The sequence below is a fragment of the Kitasatospora sp. NPDC001132 genome, from assembly GCF_053598415.1.
In genome coordinates, this window is record NZ_JBSFKF010000002.1 from 349,586 (window position 1) to 365,403 (window position 15,818).

Here is a 15,818-nt window from a genome sequence, read left to right on the forward strand (position 1 = left end):
CCCCCCGGACAACCGTCCGGGGGGCTGCCGTCATGCCTCCAGGACCAGCCGCAGGAGCTCGCGCAGGGACTCGCGCTGCTCGGCGCCGAGCCGGGCCAGCGGGTCTCCGGCGAAGGGCATCCGGGCCCGCAGGTCGGCGGCGACCTCGCGCCCGGCGGCGGTGGCGGCGACCCGCTTCACGCGGCGGTCGGCGGGGTCGACGCTGCGCTCGACCAGGCCGCGGGACTCCAGCCGGTCGATGATCACCGTCACGTTGGACGGCTCCGCGTGCAGCTTCTCGGCGATCCGGCGGGTCGGGACCGGTGCTTCGGCCGCGAGCAGCGCCTTGGCCTGCAGCGCGGTCAGCCCGTGGACCGCCGCGGCCGCCTCGGACTCCCGGCCGTAGCGGCGGTTGACGGCCGCGAAGAGTCCGACGATCTCGGGGGTGAGGTCATCCGATGGGTGGGACATGACCACCAGGGTATCGAGGTGCTTGACAAAGTGAAATATCGGGCCACATAGTTATGGATCATATTGGTTATGAATCATAAACATATGGAGTCCAGCGCGATGAGCAACAAGACCGTCCTGATCACCGGCACCTCCTCCGGCATCGGCCTGGCCACCGCCGTCGCCGCAGCCCGCGGCGGCTGGCACGTGATCGCCACCATGCGGAACACCACGAAGGCCGGCGCACTACTGGCCGCCGCCGGGCAGGCCGGGGTCACCGTCGACGTCCGGGCGCTGGACGTCACCGACCCGGCCTCGGTCGAGGCCTGCCTGTCCGGCGTCGACCAGCTGGACGCCCTGGTCAACAACGCCGGCGCCGGCCACGTCGGCACCCTGGAGCAGGAGAGCGTCGACGACGTCCGCGCCGTCATGGAGGTCAACTTCTTCGGCGTACTGCACGTCACCAAGGCCGCGCTGCCCCTGCTGCGGGCGAGCAAGGGCCGGGTGCTGACCGTGACCAGTGTCGGCGGCGTGGTCGGCCAGCCCTTCAACGAGGCGTACTGCGCCGCCAAGTTCGCGGTGGAGGGCTTCATGGAGTCCCTCGCCCCGGTCGCGGCCACCGCCGGGGTGTCCGTCAGCGTGGTCGAACCGGGCGCGGTGGCCAGCGAGTTCGTCAGCAACGTGGGCCTCACGGACGACGCCGCCGAGCAGGCCGGGCCGTACGCGCCGGCCCTGGCCGGCTACCTGGACCGCACCCGCAACGCCTTCGCCAACGCACAGGCGGCCGAGGACGTGGCCACCCGCATCCTCGGCCTGCTCGAGGCCGAGCGCCCCGCCTTCCGGCTGCTCACCTCCGACGCCGCCCGGGCCTTCGCCGGGGTGAAGCTCAAGGACCTCGACGGCTCGGCCGTGCAGACGCTGACCGCCGACTGGGTCACCCCGTGATCACCCGAGCCGCAGGGCCGGCAAGGTAGCCGGCCGGGCCCCGCGGGCGTCCGGGACGCGGCAGCCGGGCACCGTCCGCGAGTGCGGCACCGGCTGTCCCTGGGGGCGCCGCTCGCGGTCGAGCTCGGCACCGGCCCGCGCCGCCCGGTACACCGCCCGGGCCGACCGTGCCCCCACAGCGAGCGCGGGCCCCGGAAGGGTCGGCGGGGCCCTGGTCGGCAGCGGACCGGACGGCCACGCGGACGGCGTCGGACGGCATGCCCGAACAGTCGTGGCCGGCGTCCGACAGGGCCTGGACCTCGGCCTCGGTCGCGGTGGCCGGCAGGTTGACCGGGCCCGCGTCGGTGACCGCGCCGGCACCACGGCCAGGATGTCGATCGTGCCGGGCCGGTACTCGGCCGGCTCCGCCGCCGGCGCGGGCGCGGCGGCCTCACCGCGCCCGCCCGGCTCCCGTCAGCCGACCTCCGTCAACCGGCCAGTTCCGCGCGCAGCGTCCGGGCGGCGCCGACCAGGCTCTTCAGCGACGCCCGGGTCTCCGGCCAGCCGCGGGTCTTCAACCCGCAGTCCGGGTTGACCCAGAGCCGCTCCGCCGGGATCGCTGCCAGGCCCGCGCGCAGCAGGGAGACCGCCTCCGCGGTGCCGGGGACGCGCGGCGAGTGGATGTCCCAGACGCCGGGGCCCACCTCGCGCGGGTAGCCCGCCTCGGCGAGTTCACCGGCCACCTCCATGTGGGAGCGGGTGGCCTCCAGCGAGATGACGTCCGCGTCGAGGTCGTCGATCGCGGTCATGATCGCGCCGAACTCGGCGTAGCACATGTGGGTGTGGATCTGGGTGTCGGCCCCCCGGGCGCGCACCGCCGGGTCGTGGGTGATCAGGGAGTTGGCGCGAGAGGCGAGGTCCTTCGCGAGCCTGAATCCTCAAGTGCACCGGTGGCACGAGGACGCGAAGGGATGACGAACCGGACGGACACCCGCACCGTGCACGGCTCCGCCTGGTATGGTCGCCGACCCGCCCACGAGGTCACCGGATGGCCGCACGCCAACGGTCGCGTACGGGCAGTGGCAGGTCTTCGGACTCGTGGGCACGCCCACCCGGCCGAAACCGGGGCGGACACCTACACCCCGCCTGGCGGACGGGGCGAACCAGCTGCGTCGCCAGCTTAGGGGCAGAACGTCGCCGTCGAGGCGGAAATCTCGAAAGGCGTCCGTATCGTGGGACCTCGCCGCCGCCGTACGGCTACTCGGCCGAAGGTCCGCGCAGCTCGTCGGGGCCACCGTCCTCCGGGACCAGCTCGGGGACGGGGTGGGGCCGCCCCTGCGAGTCGATCGCCACGAAGACCAGCTCCGCCGTCGCCACCCGGGTCACCGGCCCGGCGAGGTTCCACCGCTCCGAGGTCACCTCCACCGACACGTCCATCGAGGTCCGCCCGACGCTGCCGACCCGGGCTCGGACGGTGAGGAGGTCTCCCGCCCGGACAGGCGCGAGGAACGACATCCCCCGGACGGAGACGGTGACCGCGGGAACACCGGCGTGCCGGCCCGCGGCGGCGGCGGCCGCGTCGTCGATCAGCTTCATCATCACGCCACCGTGCACCGAACCGTAGAGGTTGGTGTCGTGGTCGCTCATGATGTGGGCAAGGGTGACCGCCGAGTCGGCCGGGGTGCGGGAGAGGACAGCGGGACTGGTCACAGCGACGGCCCGCCCGTCATGGCGCCGTGGGAATCGTGGTCGGCGTTCCGCTGCACGGAACTCTCCTTCGTGAGGTCGCGGACCTCGGGCACGCCGAGGAGCGGGCAGCCGTCCGCACACGGCCCACCCGCACCATCGGCCCGCCCTCGGGGTCGTGGTGGGCCGCGGGCCAACACGGCACGCGGGCAGCGGCAGGTCTTCGGACTCGTGGGCGCGCCCTCCCGGCCGAACCGGGACGGACACCCACCGGTCGTCGCTCCCCGGACCCGTTGCCGGGCCCCGGCGCGCAGGACGGCGGTCGTTGCCGCTCGCCGCCGCGGGCGGTCCCGGACTCCCGCCGGGTTCCCTCGTGACGACACCCCGCCCGGCGGGCGGGGCGAACCAGCTGCCCCGCCAGCTTACGTCCATCCGCGCAGCTCACAGCCACCGCCCACCGCTTCGGTCGGCCACGTACGGCCCCGGGCCCGTACGCCGGGGCGGACGGCAGAATGTCCCCCATGCGGCACATCTTCGTCATCGGCATCGGTGCGGGCGACCCGGACCACCTCACCCTGCAAGCGGTCAAGGCGATCGGTCGTACCGACGTCTTCTTCATCCTCGACAAGAGCGACGAACGGCAGGACCTGATCGCGCTGCGCCGCCGGATGCTGGCCGAACACGGACGGCCCGGGCACCGCGTGGTCGAGGTGCCGGACGCCGAGCGGGACCGCACGACCCCGGCGTACGCGGCCGCCGTGGACGACTGGCGCGTCCGCCGCGCCGACCTGGTCGAACAGCTGCTCGCCGAGCACCTCGGCCCGGGCGAGAGCGGTGCGTTCCTGGTCTGGGGCGACCCGGCCCTCTACGACAGCGTCATCGCCGTGGTGGACGACGTGTCCGCCCGGGGCGGCGCGCCGTTCGAGTACCAGGTCATCCCGGGCATCAGCAGCGTCTCCGCGCTCGCCGCCCGGCACCGCACCACGCTGACCAGGGTCGGCCGCCCGGTGCAGATCACCACCGGCCGCCGCGTGGCCGAGGGCTTCCCCGAGGGGGTGGACGACGTGGTGGTGATGCTCGACGGCCGGGCCGCCTTCACCGAGATCGACCCCGAGGGGCTGGAGATCCACTACGGCGCCTACCTCGGCACCCCCGACGAGGTGCTCGACTCCGGGCCGCTCGCCGAGGCGGCCCCGCGGATCCGTGAACTGCGGGAGCGGGCCCGGGAGCGCAAGGGCTGGATCATGGACACCTACCTGCTCCGGCGCTCGGACGGCTGACGGCTCACTGCTGACGGCCCGCGGCTCACGGCTCACGGCTCACGGCCCACGGCTGACCGCTTCTCGCTTCCGCCGGCCGGGTCAGACGGTGAGCCGACCGCGGCCTCAGTCCAGCAGCTTCGCCAGTACCCGGTCGAGCGCGCGCAGGTCCTCCGGCGGCAGCCCGAGCAGCGCGTCCGGCGGCGTGGTGAGGATCGCGGTGGCGAGCGCCGCCTTCGCCTCGCCCTCCTCGGTGAGGTGGACCAGCTTGGAGCGCCGGTCGGCCGGGTTGGTGATGCGTTCGGCGAGCCCGCGCCGCACCAGGTCGTCCACGATGACGGTGGTGTACGGCGGGTCGGCGGTCAGCCGCTCGGCCAGCTCCCGCAGGGTGATCGGGCCGGCGGCGAGCCGGCGCAGCGCCCTGACCCGGCTGAAGCTCATGCCCAGGGCGTCGGCGACGGTCTTGCGGCGGTCGTCGCGCTCCAGCACGAGCGCGTACATCCCCTGCCAGACCCGGGCCGCCGTGGCGGCGTCGGCCCCGCTCCCCTTGGGGTGCCCGCCGGTGTCAAGGCGCTCCATCAGGCGTCCACCGTCTCCTTCGTCTCCTCGGTTCCCTCGGCCGGCTCCTGCTCGGCGAGCCGTCGCGCCACGCGCTCGGCCGTCGTCCGGGCCCAGCGGCCGGAAGTGAGCGTACCGGTGACCAGCACGGCCGCCCCGCAGCCGGCGATGATCCACCAGGCCGTCCGCGCGGCCCCGGTGAAGTCCGCCGGGTCCGCCAGGGCGGTCCCGGCCATCAGGGCGCCGGTCACCGCGACGCCCAGGGACTGGCCGACCTGCCGGCTGGTGGAGGCCACGGCCGCCGCCACCCCGGCCTGAGAGCGGGGCATCCCGGAGACGGCGGTGTTGGTGATGGGCGCGTTGACCAGGCCGAAGCCGGTGCCGAAGAGCAGGAAGGCGACGACCAGCAGCCCGGTCGGCAGGTGCTCGGAGTAGCCGACCGCCTGGAGCACGGCGCTCGCGGTGAGCGTCGTCCCGGCCAGCAGCAGCGGCGTGCGCGGCCCCCGAGTGGCCACCATCCGGCCGGACAGCGGCGCGGTGAGCAGCGACATGACGGCCATCGGCAGCATGACCAGCCCGGCGTGCAGCGGGTCGAGACCGCGGACGTCCTGGAGGTACAGGGAGCTGAGGAACAGGAAGCCGCCGAGGCCGGCGAAGGCGGCGACCGCGATCACGGTGGCACCGGAGAACGGTGCGGAGCGGAAGAACCGCAGGTCGATCAGCGGGTCGGTGCGCCGGGGTTCGTACCAGAGCAGGCCCAGCAAGGCGGCTGGCGCGGCCGCGGCGCAGCCGAGCACCACGGGCGAGGTCCAGCCGAGCTCCGGCGACTCGATGATCGCGTAGGTGAGGGCGGCGAGCAGCACGATGACCAGCAGCTGTCCGATCGGGTCCACCCGGCGGGTGCGGGCCGCCCGCGACTCCGGCACGTAGCGGGTGGTGAGGAAGAGTGCGGCCAGGCCGATCGGGACGTTGATCCAGAAGATCGCCCGCCAGCCGGCCGACTCGACCAGCGCGCCGCCGATGATCGGCCCGGCGGCCATGCTGATGCCCACCACGCCGCTCCAGACGCCGATCGCGCGGGCGCGCTGCCGGGAGTCGGTGAAGGTGTTGCTGATGATCGACATGGCGACGGGGTTCAGCATCGAGCCGCCGACCGCCTGCAGCATCCGCGCGGCGATCAGCCAGCCGAGCCCGGGGGCGAGGCTGCACAGCAGGGAGGCCCCGGTGAACACCACCAGCCCGATCCGGAACACCCGGCGGCGGCCGATCCGGTCGGCGGTGGAGCCGGAGAGCATCAGCAGGCTCGCCAGTACCAGGGTGTAGGCGTCGACCGTCCATTGCAGTCCGGACACCGAGGTGTCCAGGTCGCGCCGGATGGCGGGCAGGGCCACGTTCAGGATGGTGTTGTCGAGGCTGACGATCAGCAGGCTCATGCAGCAGATGGCGAGCACGAGCCAGGGCCGCGGTCGAGCGGCATCGGGCATGACGAACGCTCCATGATTATTTGTGTTGTTGTAATCATTGTGAGCATATAACTAACTCGGGCGACGGCTCCACCCCCGCCCCCGGAGAGGCCCCGGACGACGAAACGGCCGCGCCCCGCCGATCTCCTCGGCGGGGCGCGGCCGTTCAGGCGCGCGGGTCAGGCCTTCTTGACCACGCTGGACTTGAGCTGCATCGCGCCGAAGCCCTCGATCCGGCAGTCGATGTCGTGCCCGTCGACACCGTCCACCAGCCGGATGTTGCGCACCTTGGTGCCGGCCTTGATGCCGGAGACGCTGCCCTTGACCTTCAGCGCCTTGACCACCGTGACGGTGTCGCCGTCGTTCAGCACGTTGCCGACGGCGTCCTTGATCACACGCTCGCCGGCCGGCGCTCCGGCCTGGTCGCCACCGCCGGGCACCCACTCGTGGGCGCACTCGGGGCAGACCATGAGGGCGTTCATCTCATAGGTGTACTCGCTGGAGCACTGCGGGCACGGGGGGAGGTTATCGCTCATGAGTTCAGATTATCCAGGGGTGTTCGAGGGTGGCCTGAGGGACGGGTGAGGAGGTCAGCGGGGGTGCCGGTGCCGGTGGGCACCGGCCCCGGCGGCCGTGCGGCCGTGGTCGGCGGGGGCCGTGCGGCCGTGGTCGGCGGGGGCCGACCGCTCGCGCAGGTGGGTGCGGGCGTGGGCGATGGCCTCGGGGGTCGTGGCGAAGACGTGCCCGTGGGCGCGCAGCCCGTCCAGCACGCCGAGGGCGTCCAGCGGGCGGTGGTGTTCGTCCCGCAGGCCGGAGACCAGCACCAGGGTGCCGCGCCGTCGGAGCGCGGAGATGGCGTCGCCGAGGACGGTCGCGCCGCTGGCGTCGATCGCGCTGACCCGCGACATCCGCAGGATCGCGACCTCGACCTCGGCGGACTCGGTGAGTTCGAGCAGGAAGCGGTGGGCGGCCGCGAACAGCAGCGGCCCGTCGATCCGGTAGGCGACGATGTGCTCGGCGAGCAGCGCCCGCTCCTCCTCGCCGTGGTCGCCGCGGTCGGGCCGGGGCCCGGGAACCTCCCGGCCGGAGGCCTCGGGAACCTCGGCGAGCAGCGGGACCTGTTCCACCCGGGCCGCCCGGGCGACGGCGGCGAGCGCCAGGACGCCGGAGACCAGCACACCGACCACCACGGCGGTGACCAGGTCGAAGGCCAGCGTGGCGACGGCCGTCAGGGCCAGCACGGCGGCCTCGCCGCGCCCGGTGCGGGCCAGCGCCCGCAGCGAGCCGACCTCGACCATCCGGACGGCGGTGGCGATCAGCACCCCGGCCAGCGCCGCCAACGGGATCCCCGCGACCACCGGCGCGGCGGCGAAGACGATCACCGCGAGCACCCCGGCGTGCACCAGGGCGGCGAGCCGGGAGGCGGCACCCGACCGTACGTTGACGGCGGTGCGCGCGATCGCGCCGGTCGCGGCGACGCCGCCGAACAGCGGGGCCGCAAGGTTCGCCAGCCCCTGGCCGAACAGCTCGCGGTCGCCGTCGTGCCGGCCCGACACGCTCATCGCGTCGGCGGCCGTCGCGGACATCAGGGACTCCAGCGCGGCCAGCGCGGCGACGGCGAACGCGGAGGGCAGCAGCGCGGGGACGGCGGAGAGGTCCAGGAAGCCGAGCGAGGGCGCCGGCAGCCCGCTGGGCAGGTGGCCGATGGTGGCGACGGGCAGGCCGGCCAGGTCGGCGGTGACGGTCGCGGCGACGACGGCGATCAGCGAGAACGGCAGCGCGGGCCGCAGTCGTACGCCGACCAGCATCACGGCGGCGACGGCGAGCGCCACGCCGACGGAGGCCCAGTGGGGCGCGGCGGCGAAGTCGCGCACCGCCCGGGCCGCGACCACGGCCGGGTTGTCGCCCTCGGGCTTGCGCACCCCGAGCGCGCCGGGCACCTGCTGGAGGGCGATGACCCCGGCGATGCCGACGGTGAAGCCCTCCACCACGGGCACCGGCACGTACGTCATCCAGCGCCCGGCACGGACCAGGGCGAGGACCACCAGGAGCACCCCGGCGAGCAGGCCGACGGTCAGCACGCCGTCGGTGCCGTAGCGGGCGACGATCGGGACGAGGACCACGGTCATGGCGCCGGTCGGCCCGGACACCTGGAGGTCGGAGCCGCCGAAGACGGCGGCCAGCGCCCCGGCCACGACGGCGGTGGCCAGTCCGGCCTCGGCGCCCGCACCGGAGGAGATGCCGAAGCCCAGGGCCAGCGGCAGTGCCACGATCGCCACCGTGAGGCCGGCGGGCAGGTCCCTGCGCGGGGCGCGGCCCATGGTGGCGAGGATCGCCCGGGTGGGCAGGACGGCCCGCACCCGGTCGCCCACGACGGTGGCGAGGCTCATTCCGCGCCCGCCCCCGACCGCCGGGCGGGCGGCCACTGTTCGCCGATTGCCGCGGTCACGACCGCCCCTTCCTGCGTCCGACGGCGCCCGGACGCGCCTTCCACCGGTTCAACGGCACGACAGCATGTATGAACTTGAAGAATTTTTCAAATCACTTGTTTCGCATGTGATGGATTCCGACAGTAGTGGCGTCCTGCGGTCGGTGGTGGCCACGGGAACGGCCGGCCCCGGTTGCCCGGGCGCTGCTGCTGCTCGCCCTGGCCTCCGGGGCCGGTCCGGCCGCCAGGTCCGGCCCGGCGGCGGTGAGCCGCGCTACGGCGCGTAGGTGAACACCACCGGGCCACTGGTGCCGCCCGCCGTGGTGACCGTGACGTCCACCGGCCCCGGCTGGTCGGCCGCCGGTGCGGTGGCGGTGCACAGCCGCGGGCCGCAGGAGTGCCGGGTGGCGGGCCGGCCGCCGAAGGAGACCGTGCCGCCGGCCAGGTCGTCGCCGGTCACGATGACCGCGGTGCCGCCGCCGACCGGGCCCGAGGGCGTGTTCAGGCCGGAGAGCGAGGGAGCCGGCGGGGGCGGCGGCGGGGCACCGGTGTAGTCGAAGGCCGCCGGGGCCGTGGTCTTCCCACCCGGTCCGACCACCGTGACGGCGGCGCTGCCCGAGCCGCCGGGCGTGGTCACCGTGCAGGCGGTGTCGGTGCAGGTGCCGGGCGCCGGGACGCCGCCGACCAGCACCATCGCGCCCTCCAGGCCGACGCCGGTGACGGTCACGGGGGTGCCGCCCGTGCCCGGTCCCCTGGTGGCGCTGACATCGTCGATCCGCGGCTGCGAGCCGATCAGCGGCGGCAGCAGGCCGATGCCGAGCAGGTAGGTGGAGACGTGCCCGGTCGGGATCGTGTCGTTGGCGTTGGCCACCCGCGCGGTGATCGCGCCGGTGACCGGTCCGGTCCCCTCCGCGACGACCGGGATCTTCATGAACTCCTCCGTCCCGGAGCGGCGGTTGCCGTACAGGACGGCCTCCAGGTGGCGGCCGTCGGGCGAGACGGTCTCGGTGAAGGTGTAGTCGTTCGGCGTGGAGTAGAACATCGCGCCGCCGGTGGTCACGCCCGGCGGCAGGTCGACGGTGAAGTGGGTCGGCCCGGCGAGGTCCTCGGTGCCGAACGCGTGCCAGGACACCGAGAAGACGCCGTACCGGTTCTGCTCGGTGGGGTAGTTCCCGGCCTGGGTGAGGACCACCCGCTGGGTGATGACGGTGGCGGTGCGCGCTTCGCCGGGCAGGTCGGTCGCCCCCGCCGGAGTCGCGGCGGCGGTCAGGGACAGGGCTGCGGCAAAACCGGCTCCCGCCAGTCTGATGATCGTAGGCATACGGAAATCCTCCCGGGCGCCCGGCAGTTCGGCGGCCGCTTTCCCGAATTGCCCGGAGCGGCAGCGCATTTGGCGCGATCCCGCACCCACCCGCGCTCCCGGCCCTTTCCGTCACCGGCCCTGCCGTCACTCGCCCTGCCGTCACTCGCCCTGCCGTCACCCTCCCAACGGCGCGGGCAGCGGCCGGGCGTGCAGGACGTCCAGCCGGGAGACCGCCCTGGTCACCACCACGTACAGCCGGTGCAGACCGCGCGGCTCGGCCTCCACGATGGCGGCCGGCTCCAGCACCACCACGTGGTCGTACTCCAGCCCCTTCACCAGGGAGGCCGGCAGCACCGTCACCCGCGCCGTGGTGCCGACCTGTTCGGCCGCCCCGGTCGGGATGCCCGCGGCGAGCAGCGCCTCGGCGGTCCGCGCCGCCGCGCCGTCGGCCGCGATCACCGCGATCGAGCCCTCGCGCTCCAGCGCGGCCCGCACCGCCGCGACGGCCGCCGCGTCCAGGCCGCCGTCGGCCACCCGCCGCACCGTCAGCTCACCGTCCCGGCGCAGCGACACGGCCGGCGGCACGTCCACGTCCAGCGCGCCCAGCAGGGTGTTGGCGAGCTCCGTCACGGCGGCCGGGACGCGGAAGCCGGTGGTCAGCGGCACCACCGCGGCCTGCGGCTTGCCCAGGTGGGCGAGCTGCTCGGACCAGCTGCGGGCGGCCCACGGGGCGGTCGCCTGGGCGAGGTCGCCGAGGACGGTCAGGGAGCCGAAGGCGCTCCTGCGGGCGATCGCCCGGCACTGCATCGGGGAGAGGTCCTGGGCCTCGTCCACCACGACGTGGCCGAAGCCGGCCGGGCGCTCGATCAGACCGGCCACCTCGTCCAGGAGCATCAGGTCGTGCTCGGACCACGCGGCGCTCCGCTCCGAGCGCGGCGGCCGGCGCCACAGGATCGCCGCCTGCTCCCCGGGGTGGAGCACCCCGTCGGCGGCCTCGGCCAGCACCGCGGGGTCGCCCAGCAGGGCGGCGACCACGGTCTCCGGCCGCAGCCGGGGCCAGGCGGCCTCCAGGAAGGCCGCGACCGGCTTGCAGCGGCCGACCTTCCGCGTCCAGGCGCCGGACCGCACGCCCGTCCGGCGCTCAGCCTGGTCCTGGAGCATCGCCACCACCCGGGTGCGCAGGCTCTCCCGGCCGACGGCGTACGGCGGCGCCTGCTCGCGCAGTTCGGCGACGACCCGGTCGAGCCGCTCCGGGGACACCCGCCACCGGTAGGAGCCGTCCGGCACGACCAGCGGCTCCGCGGCCGCCGCCCGGATCCGGCCGTACAGCGCCCGGCGCAGCACCGTCGCCATCCGCCCGTCCTGTTTGACGGCGGCGGCCCGCTCGTCGTCCACCGAGGTGACCGGCCGGGTGGCGACCAGGTCCTCCACGGTGCACTGGCCCACGTCGATCTCGCCGAGCGCGGGGAGCACCTCGGCGATGTAGCGCAGGAAGGTCCGGTTGGGGCCGATGACCAGCAGGCCGCCGCGCTGGATCCGCTGCGGGAAGGTGTAGAGCAGGTACGCGGCGCGGTGCAGCCCGACGGCGGTCTTGCCACTGCCGGGCGCGCCCTGTACGCACACCGACTCGCCCAGCCCGCCCCGCACCAGCGCGTCCTGCTCGGGCTGGATGGTGGCGACGATGTCCCGCATCGGGCCGGTCCGGGGCCGTTCGATCTCGGTGGCCAGGATGCCGTCCGCACCGCCCTCCCGGATCCCCGGCGCGCCGCCGTCCGCCGAGCCGACTCCGCCCGACCCGCCGGGCCCACCGGGCCCACCGAGGGGTTCGTCCTCCAGCCCGGTCAGCTCCTCCGGTGCGCCCAGGCTCCAGGGCGCCCAGCCGAACCGGCGGCGGCGCGCCAGCCCGAGCGGGGCGTGGGCGCTCGCCTGGTAGAACACCCGGGACACCGGGGCCCGCCAGTCGACCACCAGTGGCGGCACCGTCGGGTCCTCGGAGATCCTCCGGCGGCCGACGTAGTAGCGCTGCCGCCGGTGGTCCCCGGCCTCCGCGGTGTCGGCGAAGTCCAGGCGGCCGAAGAACGACGGGCTCTCCGGCAGCTCCTTCATCCGCTTGGCGCGGGTGCGCAGGTACCGGCCGAGCGCCTCCGCGCTGGCGCCGTCGCCGGAGACGTCCTCCGCGGCGACGACCTGGAGGTCCGCGTCCTCGACCTGCCGGGCCATCGCCGCCCGGCAGACCTCGACGCAGGCCCGCTCCCGCTCCAGTTCGCCGCCGAGGTTCCCGGCTTCCGAGGTCATCGTTCGCGTCCCTTCCTGCACCACGGGGCCCATCCGCCGCTCGACGTCCAGCATAACTTAACCAAATAAAAATACTGACTTGGTTAACGAGTGGGAGCGGGTCCGGCCCTGACACCTCAGGACACCAGGGGCGCCTCCTCCAGCTCGGTCAGCGTCACCGTGCACAGACCGCCGCGCTCGACCCGGACGTCCGTGACCTCCAGCTGCGTGCCGGGCAGCAGGATGAACTCCTCCTCACCGGTGAACGCCGAGAAGTTCTGGATGCCGGCGGCCCGCACCGGGCGCACCTCGAAGAGCGTCCGCTTGCCCCGGCTCCCCAGGAAGGACTGCGCCACCCCGAGCTTGGAGGTGCAGGAGGACACGCCCCACCACGTCACCGTCCTGCCGAGCGGGTACTGCCGCCGCAGGTCCAGCGACACCCCTCGCCACAGCGGCGCCGTCCGGACGGGCAGCCGCGACACCGCCGCGAACAGCAGCCGCAGGTACGGCAGGTACGGCACCAGCCGGCTGCGGTCCGGCGAGCGCAGCACCGCGTTGATCTCCCGGTAGAACGCGGACTCGCAGGTGTAGAGGTAGAGCGCGGCGATCTCGTCGGCGGACAGGCCCGTGGCCCCCTCGTCCGCCCGCCGCTTGCCGAAGTCGTGCGACAGCGAGACGTGCCGGTCCAGGCCGCGCAGCAGCTCGGCGACCGGCGACACCGCCTCCCGGAAGCCCGTCGGCGGGGCGTCGAACACCCCGGTGATGGCGGGCAGGACGAGGCCCTCGTCCTTCACTCCGGCGAGCCGGTCCAAGTAGAGCTGGTGCAGCTCCATGGTGGAGGCGATGAAGGCGCCCATCCGCTCGGCGACCCCGTCGCCCGCCCCGCCGCCCTGCGCCGACGCGGCGTTCCACCCGGTGCTGGGCAGCCAGTCGACCTCGTCGGCGCCGAGCGAGGCGAGCGCGGCGTTCACCGTGGCGAAGTGCTCGCCGTCGCAGAAGATGTCGCCCTGGGCCGCCGGGTTGGCGTGGTCGATGTGCCGGACCTCGACCTCGGGGTACTTCTTCTGCAGCCGCAGCACGACGTTCTTCAGGCTGCGCGCGTGCGCGCCCCACCAGGCGAAGACCACGTAGCGGTCCTCCTCGGCGGCCTGCTGCTTGGCACGGAGGATCTCCTCCACGATCCGCTCGGCGACCGGCCGCCAGAACGCGGTGTGCTGGTCCGGCCCCATCGCGCCGTCACTACTCGCGGTGAGCGCCGCGTTCAGCAGCAACACGCCCTGGGTGAGCATGGCCTGGAACCACTCCGGCGGCTGGACCGTCTCCTGCTTCTTCAGCAGCGCCCGTATGTCGGCGATCGGCGTCTTCTTGGGAATGCCGTACTTCCACATCGCCGCGGCCTTGATGAGGCAGCGGATGCTGATCACCCGGCCGAACTGGCTGTCCTTCCAGTCGTGGAAGGTGTTGTCGAACATCGCGATGCCGGTGGCGCTCTCCGGCCTCGGGTACGGGTTCTGGCCGAAGACGACGACCTTCCACTTGTGCGGCGCGTGCGGCTTGAGCGCCTGGAAGGTCAGCTCGCGGACCGGGACGACCTCCGGACCGCGACCGGGGCCGATGAACGAGACCGCGCCCGGCTGCGCCTCGATGACCGGCTTCAGCAGCGGCAGCCACGGCTCGCCGCCGCCGGTGAAGAGCTCCGCGAGGGCGAGCGGGTCGTGCGGGTCGGGCTGGGTGGCGGGGGTGTCGACGGCGCTCATGGTGGTGCGACTCCGGCTGGTCGGGACCGTGCGAATGACAGGCGAACGGCAGGTGATGGACCGTCAGCTTTCCTGGCGGACAGCACAGTCCTACCAGCGGGGTCTGACAATCCCGGCCGCCCCGACCGGCCCACCGACCGGCCCCCGACCGGCGCGGACGGGACCGGACGGATTGTCAGTCCCGGGCGCTAGCGTCGTCGGCGTCACCAAGGAACCGGCCCGCAGGCCACACCCGACCGACAGGAGCCCCGCATGGCCACCGACCGCACCCAGTCGCCCCTCAAGGTGGTGCTGACGGACCTCAACGCGTCGGTCGTGGAGTCCTGGCGGGCGGCCTTCGCCGACGTCCCCGGGATCGAGATCCGGCACGCCTCCATCCTCACCGCGAAGGTCGACGCCTGGGTCAGCCCCACCAACTCCCACGGCCGGATGGACGGCGGCACGGACGCGGCGATCAAGCGCCACCTCGGCGCAGGCATCCAGCTGCGGGTCCAGAAGGCGATCCGCGAGCGGCACGCCGGCCACCTCCCGGTCGGCAGCGCGGTCTGCGTCCCGTCCGGCGCCGTCAACCCCGGGTTCCTGATCTCGGCCCCGACGATGCAGACCTCCTCGCAGAACGTCAGCGAGACGTTGAACGTGGCCCTGGCCTGCGCCGCCGCCTTCCAGGCCGTCCACCGGCAGAACCGGCTGCAGCCTGGCTCCATCCGCTCCGTCGCCCTGGTCGGCATGGGCGCGCAGACCGGCAAGGTGCCGCCCCGGGTCTGCGCCAATCTGATGTGGTCCGGCTACACCCTCTTCAACGACCACCACTTCGAGGACGACGACGACCTGCGCGCCACCGTCCTCGCCCAGCTGGACGACCTCGAGCAGGCGCCCGCCACCGAGCGGGTGCGCATATCGCCTCCCGCGCGCCGGAGTTCGACCGCCCGGCGGGCCTGACGTCACCCCGGCCGGCCGCGGGCCCCAGGTCCGCAGCCCGCCGCCCGACGGCGCACGGCCCACGACCCGACGACACTCCGTCAGCCCGTCGTGGGCGCGAGGTCAGCCCGCCGTGAGCGCGAGCCGGATCCACCGCTCGGACTCCGCGACCGCCACCCCCACGTCGAAGGCCTCCGGGGCGGCCGCGGCCTGCACCACGAGCCCCTTCAGCAGCCCGACGAAGACCAGTGCGAAGGCCCCCGGGTCCACCCCGGGGCCCAGCTCCCCGTCCCGCTGCCCCTGTCCGACCACCTCGGCCGTCCACGCCCGGGTCCTGGCGTCCAGCTCCGCCACCGCGGCGGTCAGCTCCGAGGCCCCGGCGAGCGCCTCGGCCCCCAGCACCACGAACGCCCGGCCCAGGTCGGTCGGATTGCGCACGCCCTCCAGGCAGCCGCGCGCGAACCCGCACAGCTCGTCCACCGCCCCCGCCCCGCTGCGCTCCGGCGCGGCCGCCGCCACCGCCTCGGCCAGCGCCGCCTCCTGGAGCCGGGCGAGCAGTGCGGCCTTGGAGCCGAAGTAGTGGGTGGCCAGCCCACGACTGAAGCCCGCCTCCTCCCCCACCCTGGCGAGCGTGACCCCGGTGCTGCCGTGCTCGGCGATCAGCCGGGCGGCGGCGGCGATCAGAGCGGACTCGGCCCGGGCCCGCCGTTCGGCCTGGGTGCGGCGGGCCGGCGCCTCCCGAAGCGTCCCGGTCCGGCCGCTTCCGTCCTCATCGTGCGTAGACATGACACCATGCTAGTGTGAACTTGCTTGTCAGAT

Annotated in this window: 13 protein-coding genes and 1 pseudogene; 3 read left to right on the forward strand and 11 right to left on the reverse strand. The window is 74.2% G+C overall.

The window, feature by feature from the left end:
- Positions 1 to 30: 30 nt before the first annotated feature.
- Positions 31 to 450, reverse strand: a complete 420-nt coding sequence (locus ACWDBE_RS03630; RefSeq protein ID WP_449787652.1) for a MarR family winged helix-turn-helix transcriptional regulator — start codon at positions 448 to 450, stop codon at positions 31 to 33.
- A 99-nt stretch (positions 451 to 549) separates the two neighbouring features.
- Between ACWDBE_RS03630 and ACWDBE_RS03635 the strand changes: the two genes are divergently transcribed.
- On the forward strand, positions 550 to 1,374 hold the full coding sequence (locus tag ACWDBE_RS03635; protein ID WP_449787653.1) for an SDR family oxidoreductase: 825 nt from the start codon (positions 550 to 552) through the stop codon (positions 1,372 to 1,374).
- A 467-nt stretch (positions 1,375 to 1,841) separates the two neighbouring features.
- On the opposite strand, the pseudogene ACWDBE_RS03640 reads toward ACWDBE_RS03635, so the two are convergent.
- Both ACWDBE_RS03640 and ACWDBE_RS03645 read right to left on the reverse strand, forming a co-directional pair.
- A pseudogene (locus ACWDBE_RS03640) lies at positions 1,842 to 2,210 on the reverse strand (5-methyltetrahydropteroyltriglutamate--homocysteine S-methyltransferase); the annotation flags it as partial.
- Between the two features lie 400 nt (positions 2,211 to 2,610).
- Complete coding sequence (locus ACWDBE_RS03645) at positions 2,611 to 3,063, reverse strand: acyl-CoA thioesterase (RefSeq protein WP_449787654.1); 453 nt, start codon at positions 3,061 to 3,063, stop codon at positions 2,611 to 2,613.
- Positions 3,064 to 3,560: 497 nt separating this feature from the next.
- On the opposite strand from ACWDBE_RS03645, the gene cobF reads away from it, so the two are divergent.
- A complete protein-coding gene (cobF, locus tag ACWDBE_RS03650; protein WP_449787655.1) occupies positions 3,561 to 4,319 on the forward strand; it encodes a precorrin-6A synthase (deacetylating) in 759 nt (252 codons plus the stop codon).
- 105 nt (positions 4,320 to 4,424) lie between these two features.
- Here cobF and ACWDBE_RS03655 read toward each other — a convergent pair whose 3' ends face one another.
- From ACWDBE_RS03655 to ACWDBE_RS03685, 7 genes are all read right to left on the reverse strand, one after another.
- A complete protein-coding gene (locus ACWDBE_RS03655; RefSeq protein ID WP_449787656.1) occupies positions 4,425 to 4,877 on the reverse strand; it encodes a MarR family winged helix-turn-helix transcriptional regulator in 453 nt (150 codons plus the stop codon).
- Positions 4,877 to 6,340, reverse strand: a complete 1,464-nt coding sequence (locus ACWDBE_RS03660; RefSeq protein WP_449787657.1) for an MFS transporter — start codon at positions 6,338 to 6,340, stop codon at positions 4,877 to 4,879. The genes ACWDBE_RS03655 and ACWDBE_RS03660 overlap by 1 nt, the downstream gene beginning before the upstream one ends.
- A 158-nt stretch (positions 6,341 to 6,498) precedes the next feature.
- Positions 6,499 to 6,855 (reverse strand): zinc ribbon domain-containing protein YjdM, encoded by a 357-nt coding sequence (locus ACWDBE_RS03665; RefSeq protein ID WP_392876696.1) that lies wholly within the window; start codon positions 6,853 to 6,855, stop codon positions 6,499 to 6,501.
- 54 nt (positions 6,856 to 6,909) lie between these two features.
- Positions 6,910 to 8,709: a SulP family inorganic anion transporter gene (locus ACWDBE_RS03670; protein ID WP_449787658.1), complete on the reverse strand. Its 1,800-nt coding sequence runs from the start codon at positions 8,707 to 8,709 to the stop codon at positions 6,910 to 6,912.
- 312 nt (positions 8,710 to 9,021) lie between these two features.
- Complete coding sequence (locus ACWDBE_RS03675) at positions 9,022 to 10,068, reverse strand: IPT/TIG domain-containing protein (protein WP_449787659.1); 1,047 nt, start codon at positions 10,066 to 10,068, stop codon at positions 9,022 to 9,024.
- Between the two features lie 156 nt (positions 10,069 to 10,224).
- Positions 10,225 to 12,345, reverse strand: coding sequence for a HelD family protein (locus ACWDBE_RS03680; RefSeq protein WP_449787660.1), 2,121 nt, complete (start codon positions 12,343 to 12,345; stop codon positions 10,225 to 10,227).
- A 116-nt stretch (positions 12,346 to 12,461) separates the two neighbouring features.
- Complete coding sequence (locus tag ACWDBE_RS03685; protein WP_449807113.1) at positions 12,462 to 14,081, reverse strand: ADP-ribosyltransferase domain-containing protein; 1,620 nt, start codon at positions 14,079 to 14,081, stop codon at positions 12,462 to 12,464.
- 252 nt (positions 14,082 to 14,333) lie between these two features.
- Here ACWDBE_RS03685 and ACWDBE_RS03690 point away from each other — a divergent pair, with 252 nt between their 5' ends.
- On the forward strand, positions 14,334 to 15,020 hold the full coding sequence (locus tag ACWDBE_RS03690) for a macro domain-containing protein (protein ID WP_449807114.1): 687 nt from the start codon (positions 14,334 to 14,336) through the stop codon (positions 15,018 to 15,020).
- Between the two features lie 102 nt (positions 15,021 to 15,122).
- Here the strand turns inward: ACWDBE_RS03690 and ACWDBE_RS03695 are convergent, their stop codons facing one another.
- A complete protein-coding gene (locus ACWDBE_RS03695; protein ID WP_449807115.1) occupies positions 15,123 to 15,785 on the reverse strand; it encodes a TetR/AcrR family transcriptional regulator in 663 nt (220 codons plus the stop codon).
- Positions 15,786 to 15,818: the final 33 nt, after the last annotated feature.

What these genes read in the sequence shown, in the direction of transcription:
- ACWDBE_RS03630 (WP_449787652.1), bottom strand. Translation starts at nt 450, where the DNA reads ATGTCCCACCCATCGGATGACCTCACCCCCGAGATCGTCGGACTCTTC.
- ACWDBE_RS03635 (WP_449787653.1), top strand. Translation starts at nt 550, where the DNA reads ATGAGCAACAAGACCGTCCTGATCACCGGCACCTCCTCCGGCATCGGC.
- cobF (WP_449787655.1), top strand. Translation starts at nt 3,561, where the DNA reads ATGCGGCACATCTTCGTCATCGGCATCGGTGCGGGCGACCCGGACCAC.
- ACWDBE_RS03655 (WP_449787656.1), bottom strand. Translation starts at nt 4,877, where the DNA reads ATGGAGCGCCTTGACACCGGCGGGCACCCCAAGGGGAGCGGGGCCGAC.
- ACWDBE_RS03660 (WP_449787657.1), bottom strand. Translation starts at nt 6,340, where the DNA reads ATGCCCGATGCCGCTCGACCGCGGCCCTGGCTCGTGCTCGCCATCTGC.
- ACWDBE_RS03665 (WP_392876696.1), bottom strand. Translation starts at nt 6,855, where the DNA reads ATGAGCGATAACCTCCCCCCGTGCCCGCAGTGCTCCAGCGAGTACACC.
- ACWDBE_RS03670 (WP_449787658.1), bottom strand. Translation starts at nt 8,709, where the DNA reads ATGAGCCTCGCCACCGTCGTGGGCGACCGGGTGCGGGCCGTCCTGCCC.
- ACWDBE_RS03675 (WP_449787659.1), bottom strand. Translation starts at nt 10,068, where the DNA reads ATGCCTACGATCATCAGACTGGCGGGAGCCGGTTTTGCCGCAGCCCTG.
- ACWDBE_RS03680 (WP_449787660.1), bottom strand. Translation starts at nt 12,345, where the DNA reads ATGACCTCGGAAGCCGGGAACCTCGGCGGCGAACTGGAGCGGGAGCGG.
- ACWDBE_RS03685 (WP_449807113.1), bottom strand. Translation starts at nt 14,081, where the DNA reads ATGAGCGCCGTCGACACCCCCGCCACCCAGCCCGACCCGCACGACCCG.
- ACWDBE_RS03690 (WP_449807114.1), top strand. Translation starts at nt 14,334, where the DNA reads ATGGCCACCGACCGCACCCAGTCGCCCCTCAAGGTGGTGCTGACGGAC.
- ACWDBE_RS03695 (WP_449807115.1), bottom strand. Translation starts at nt 15,785, where the DNA reads ATGTCTACGCACGATGAGGACGGAAGCGGCCGGACCGGGACGCTTCGG.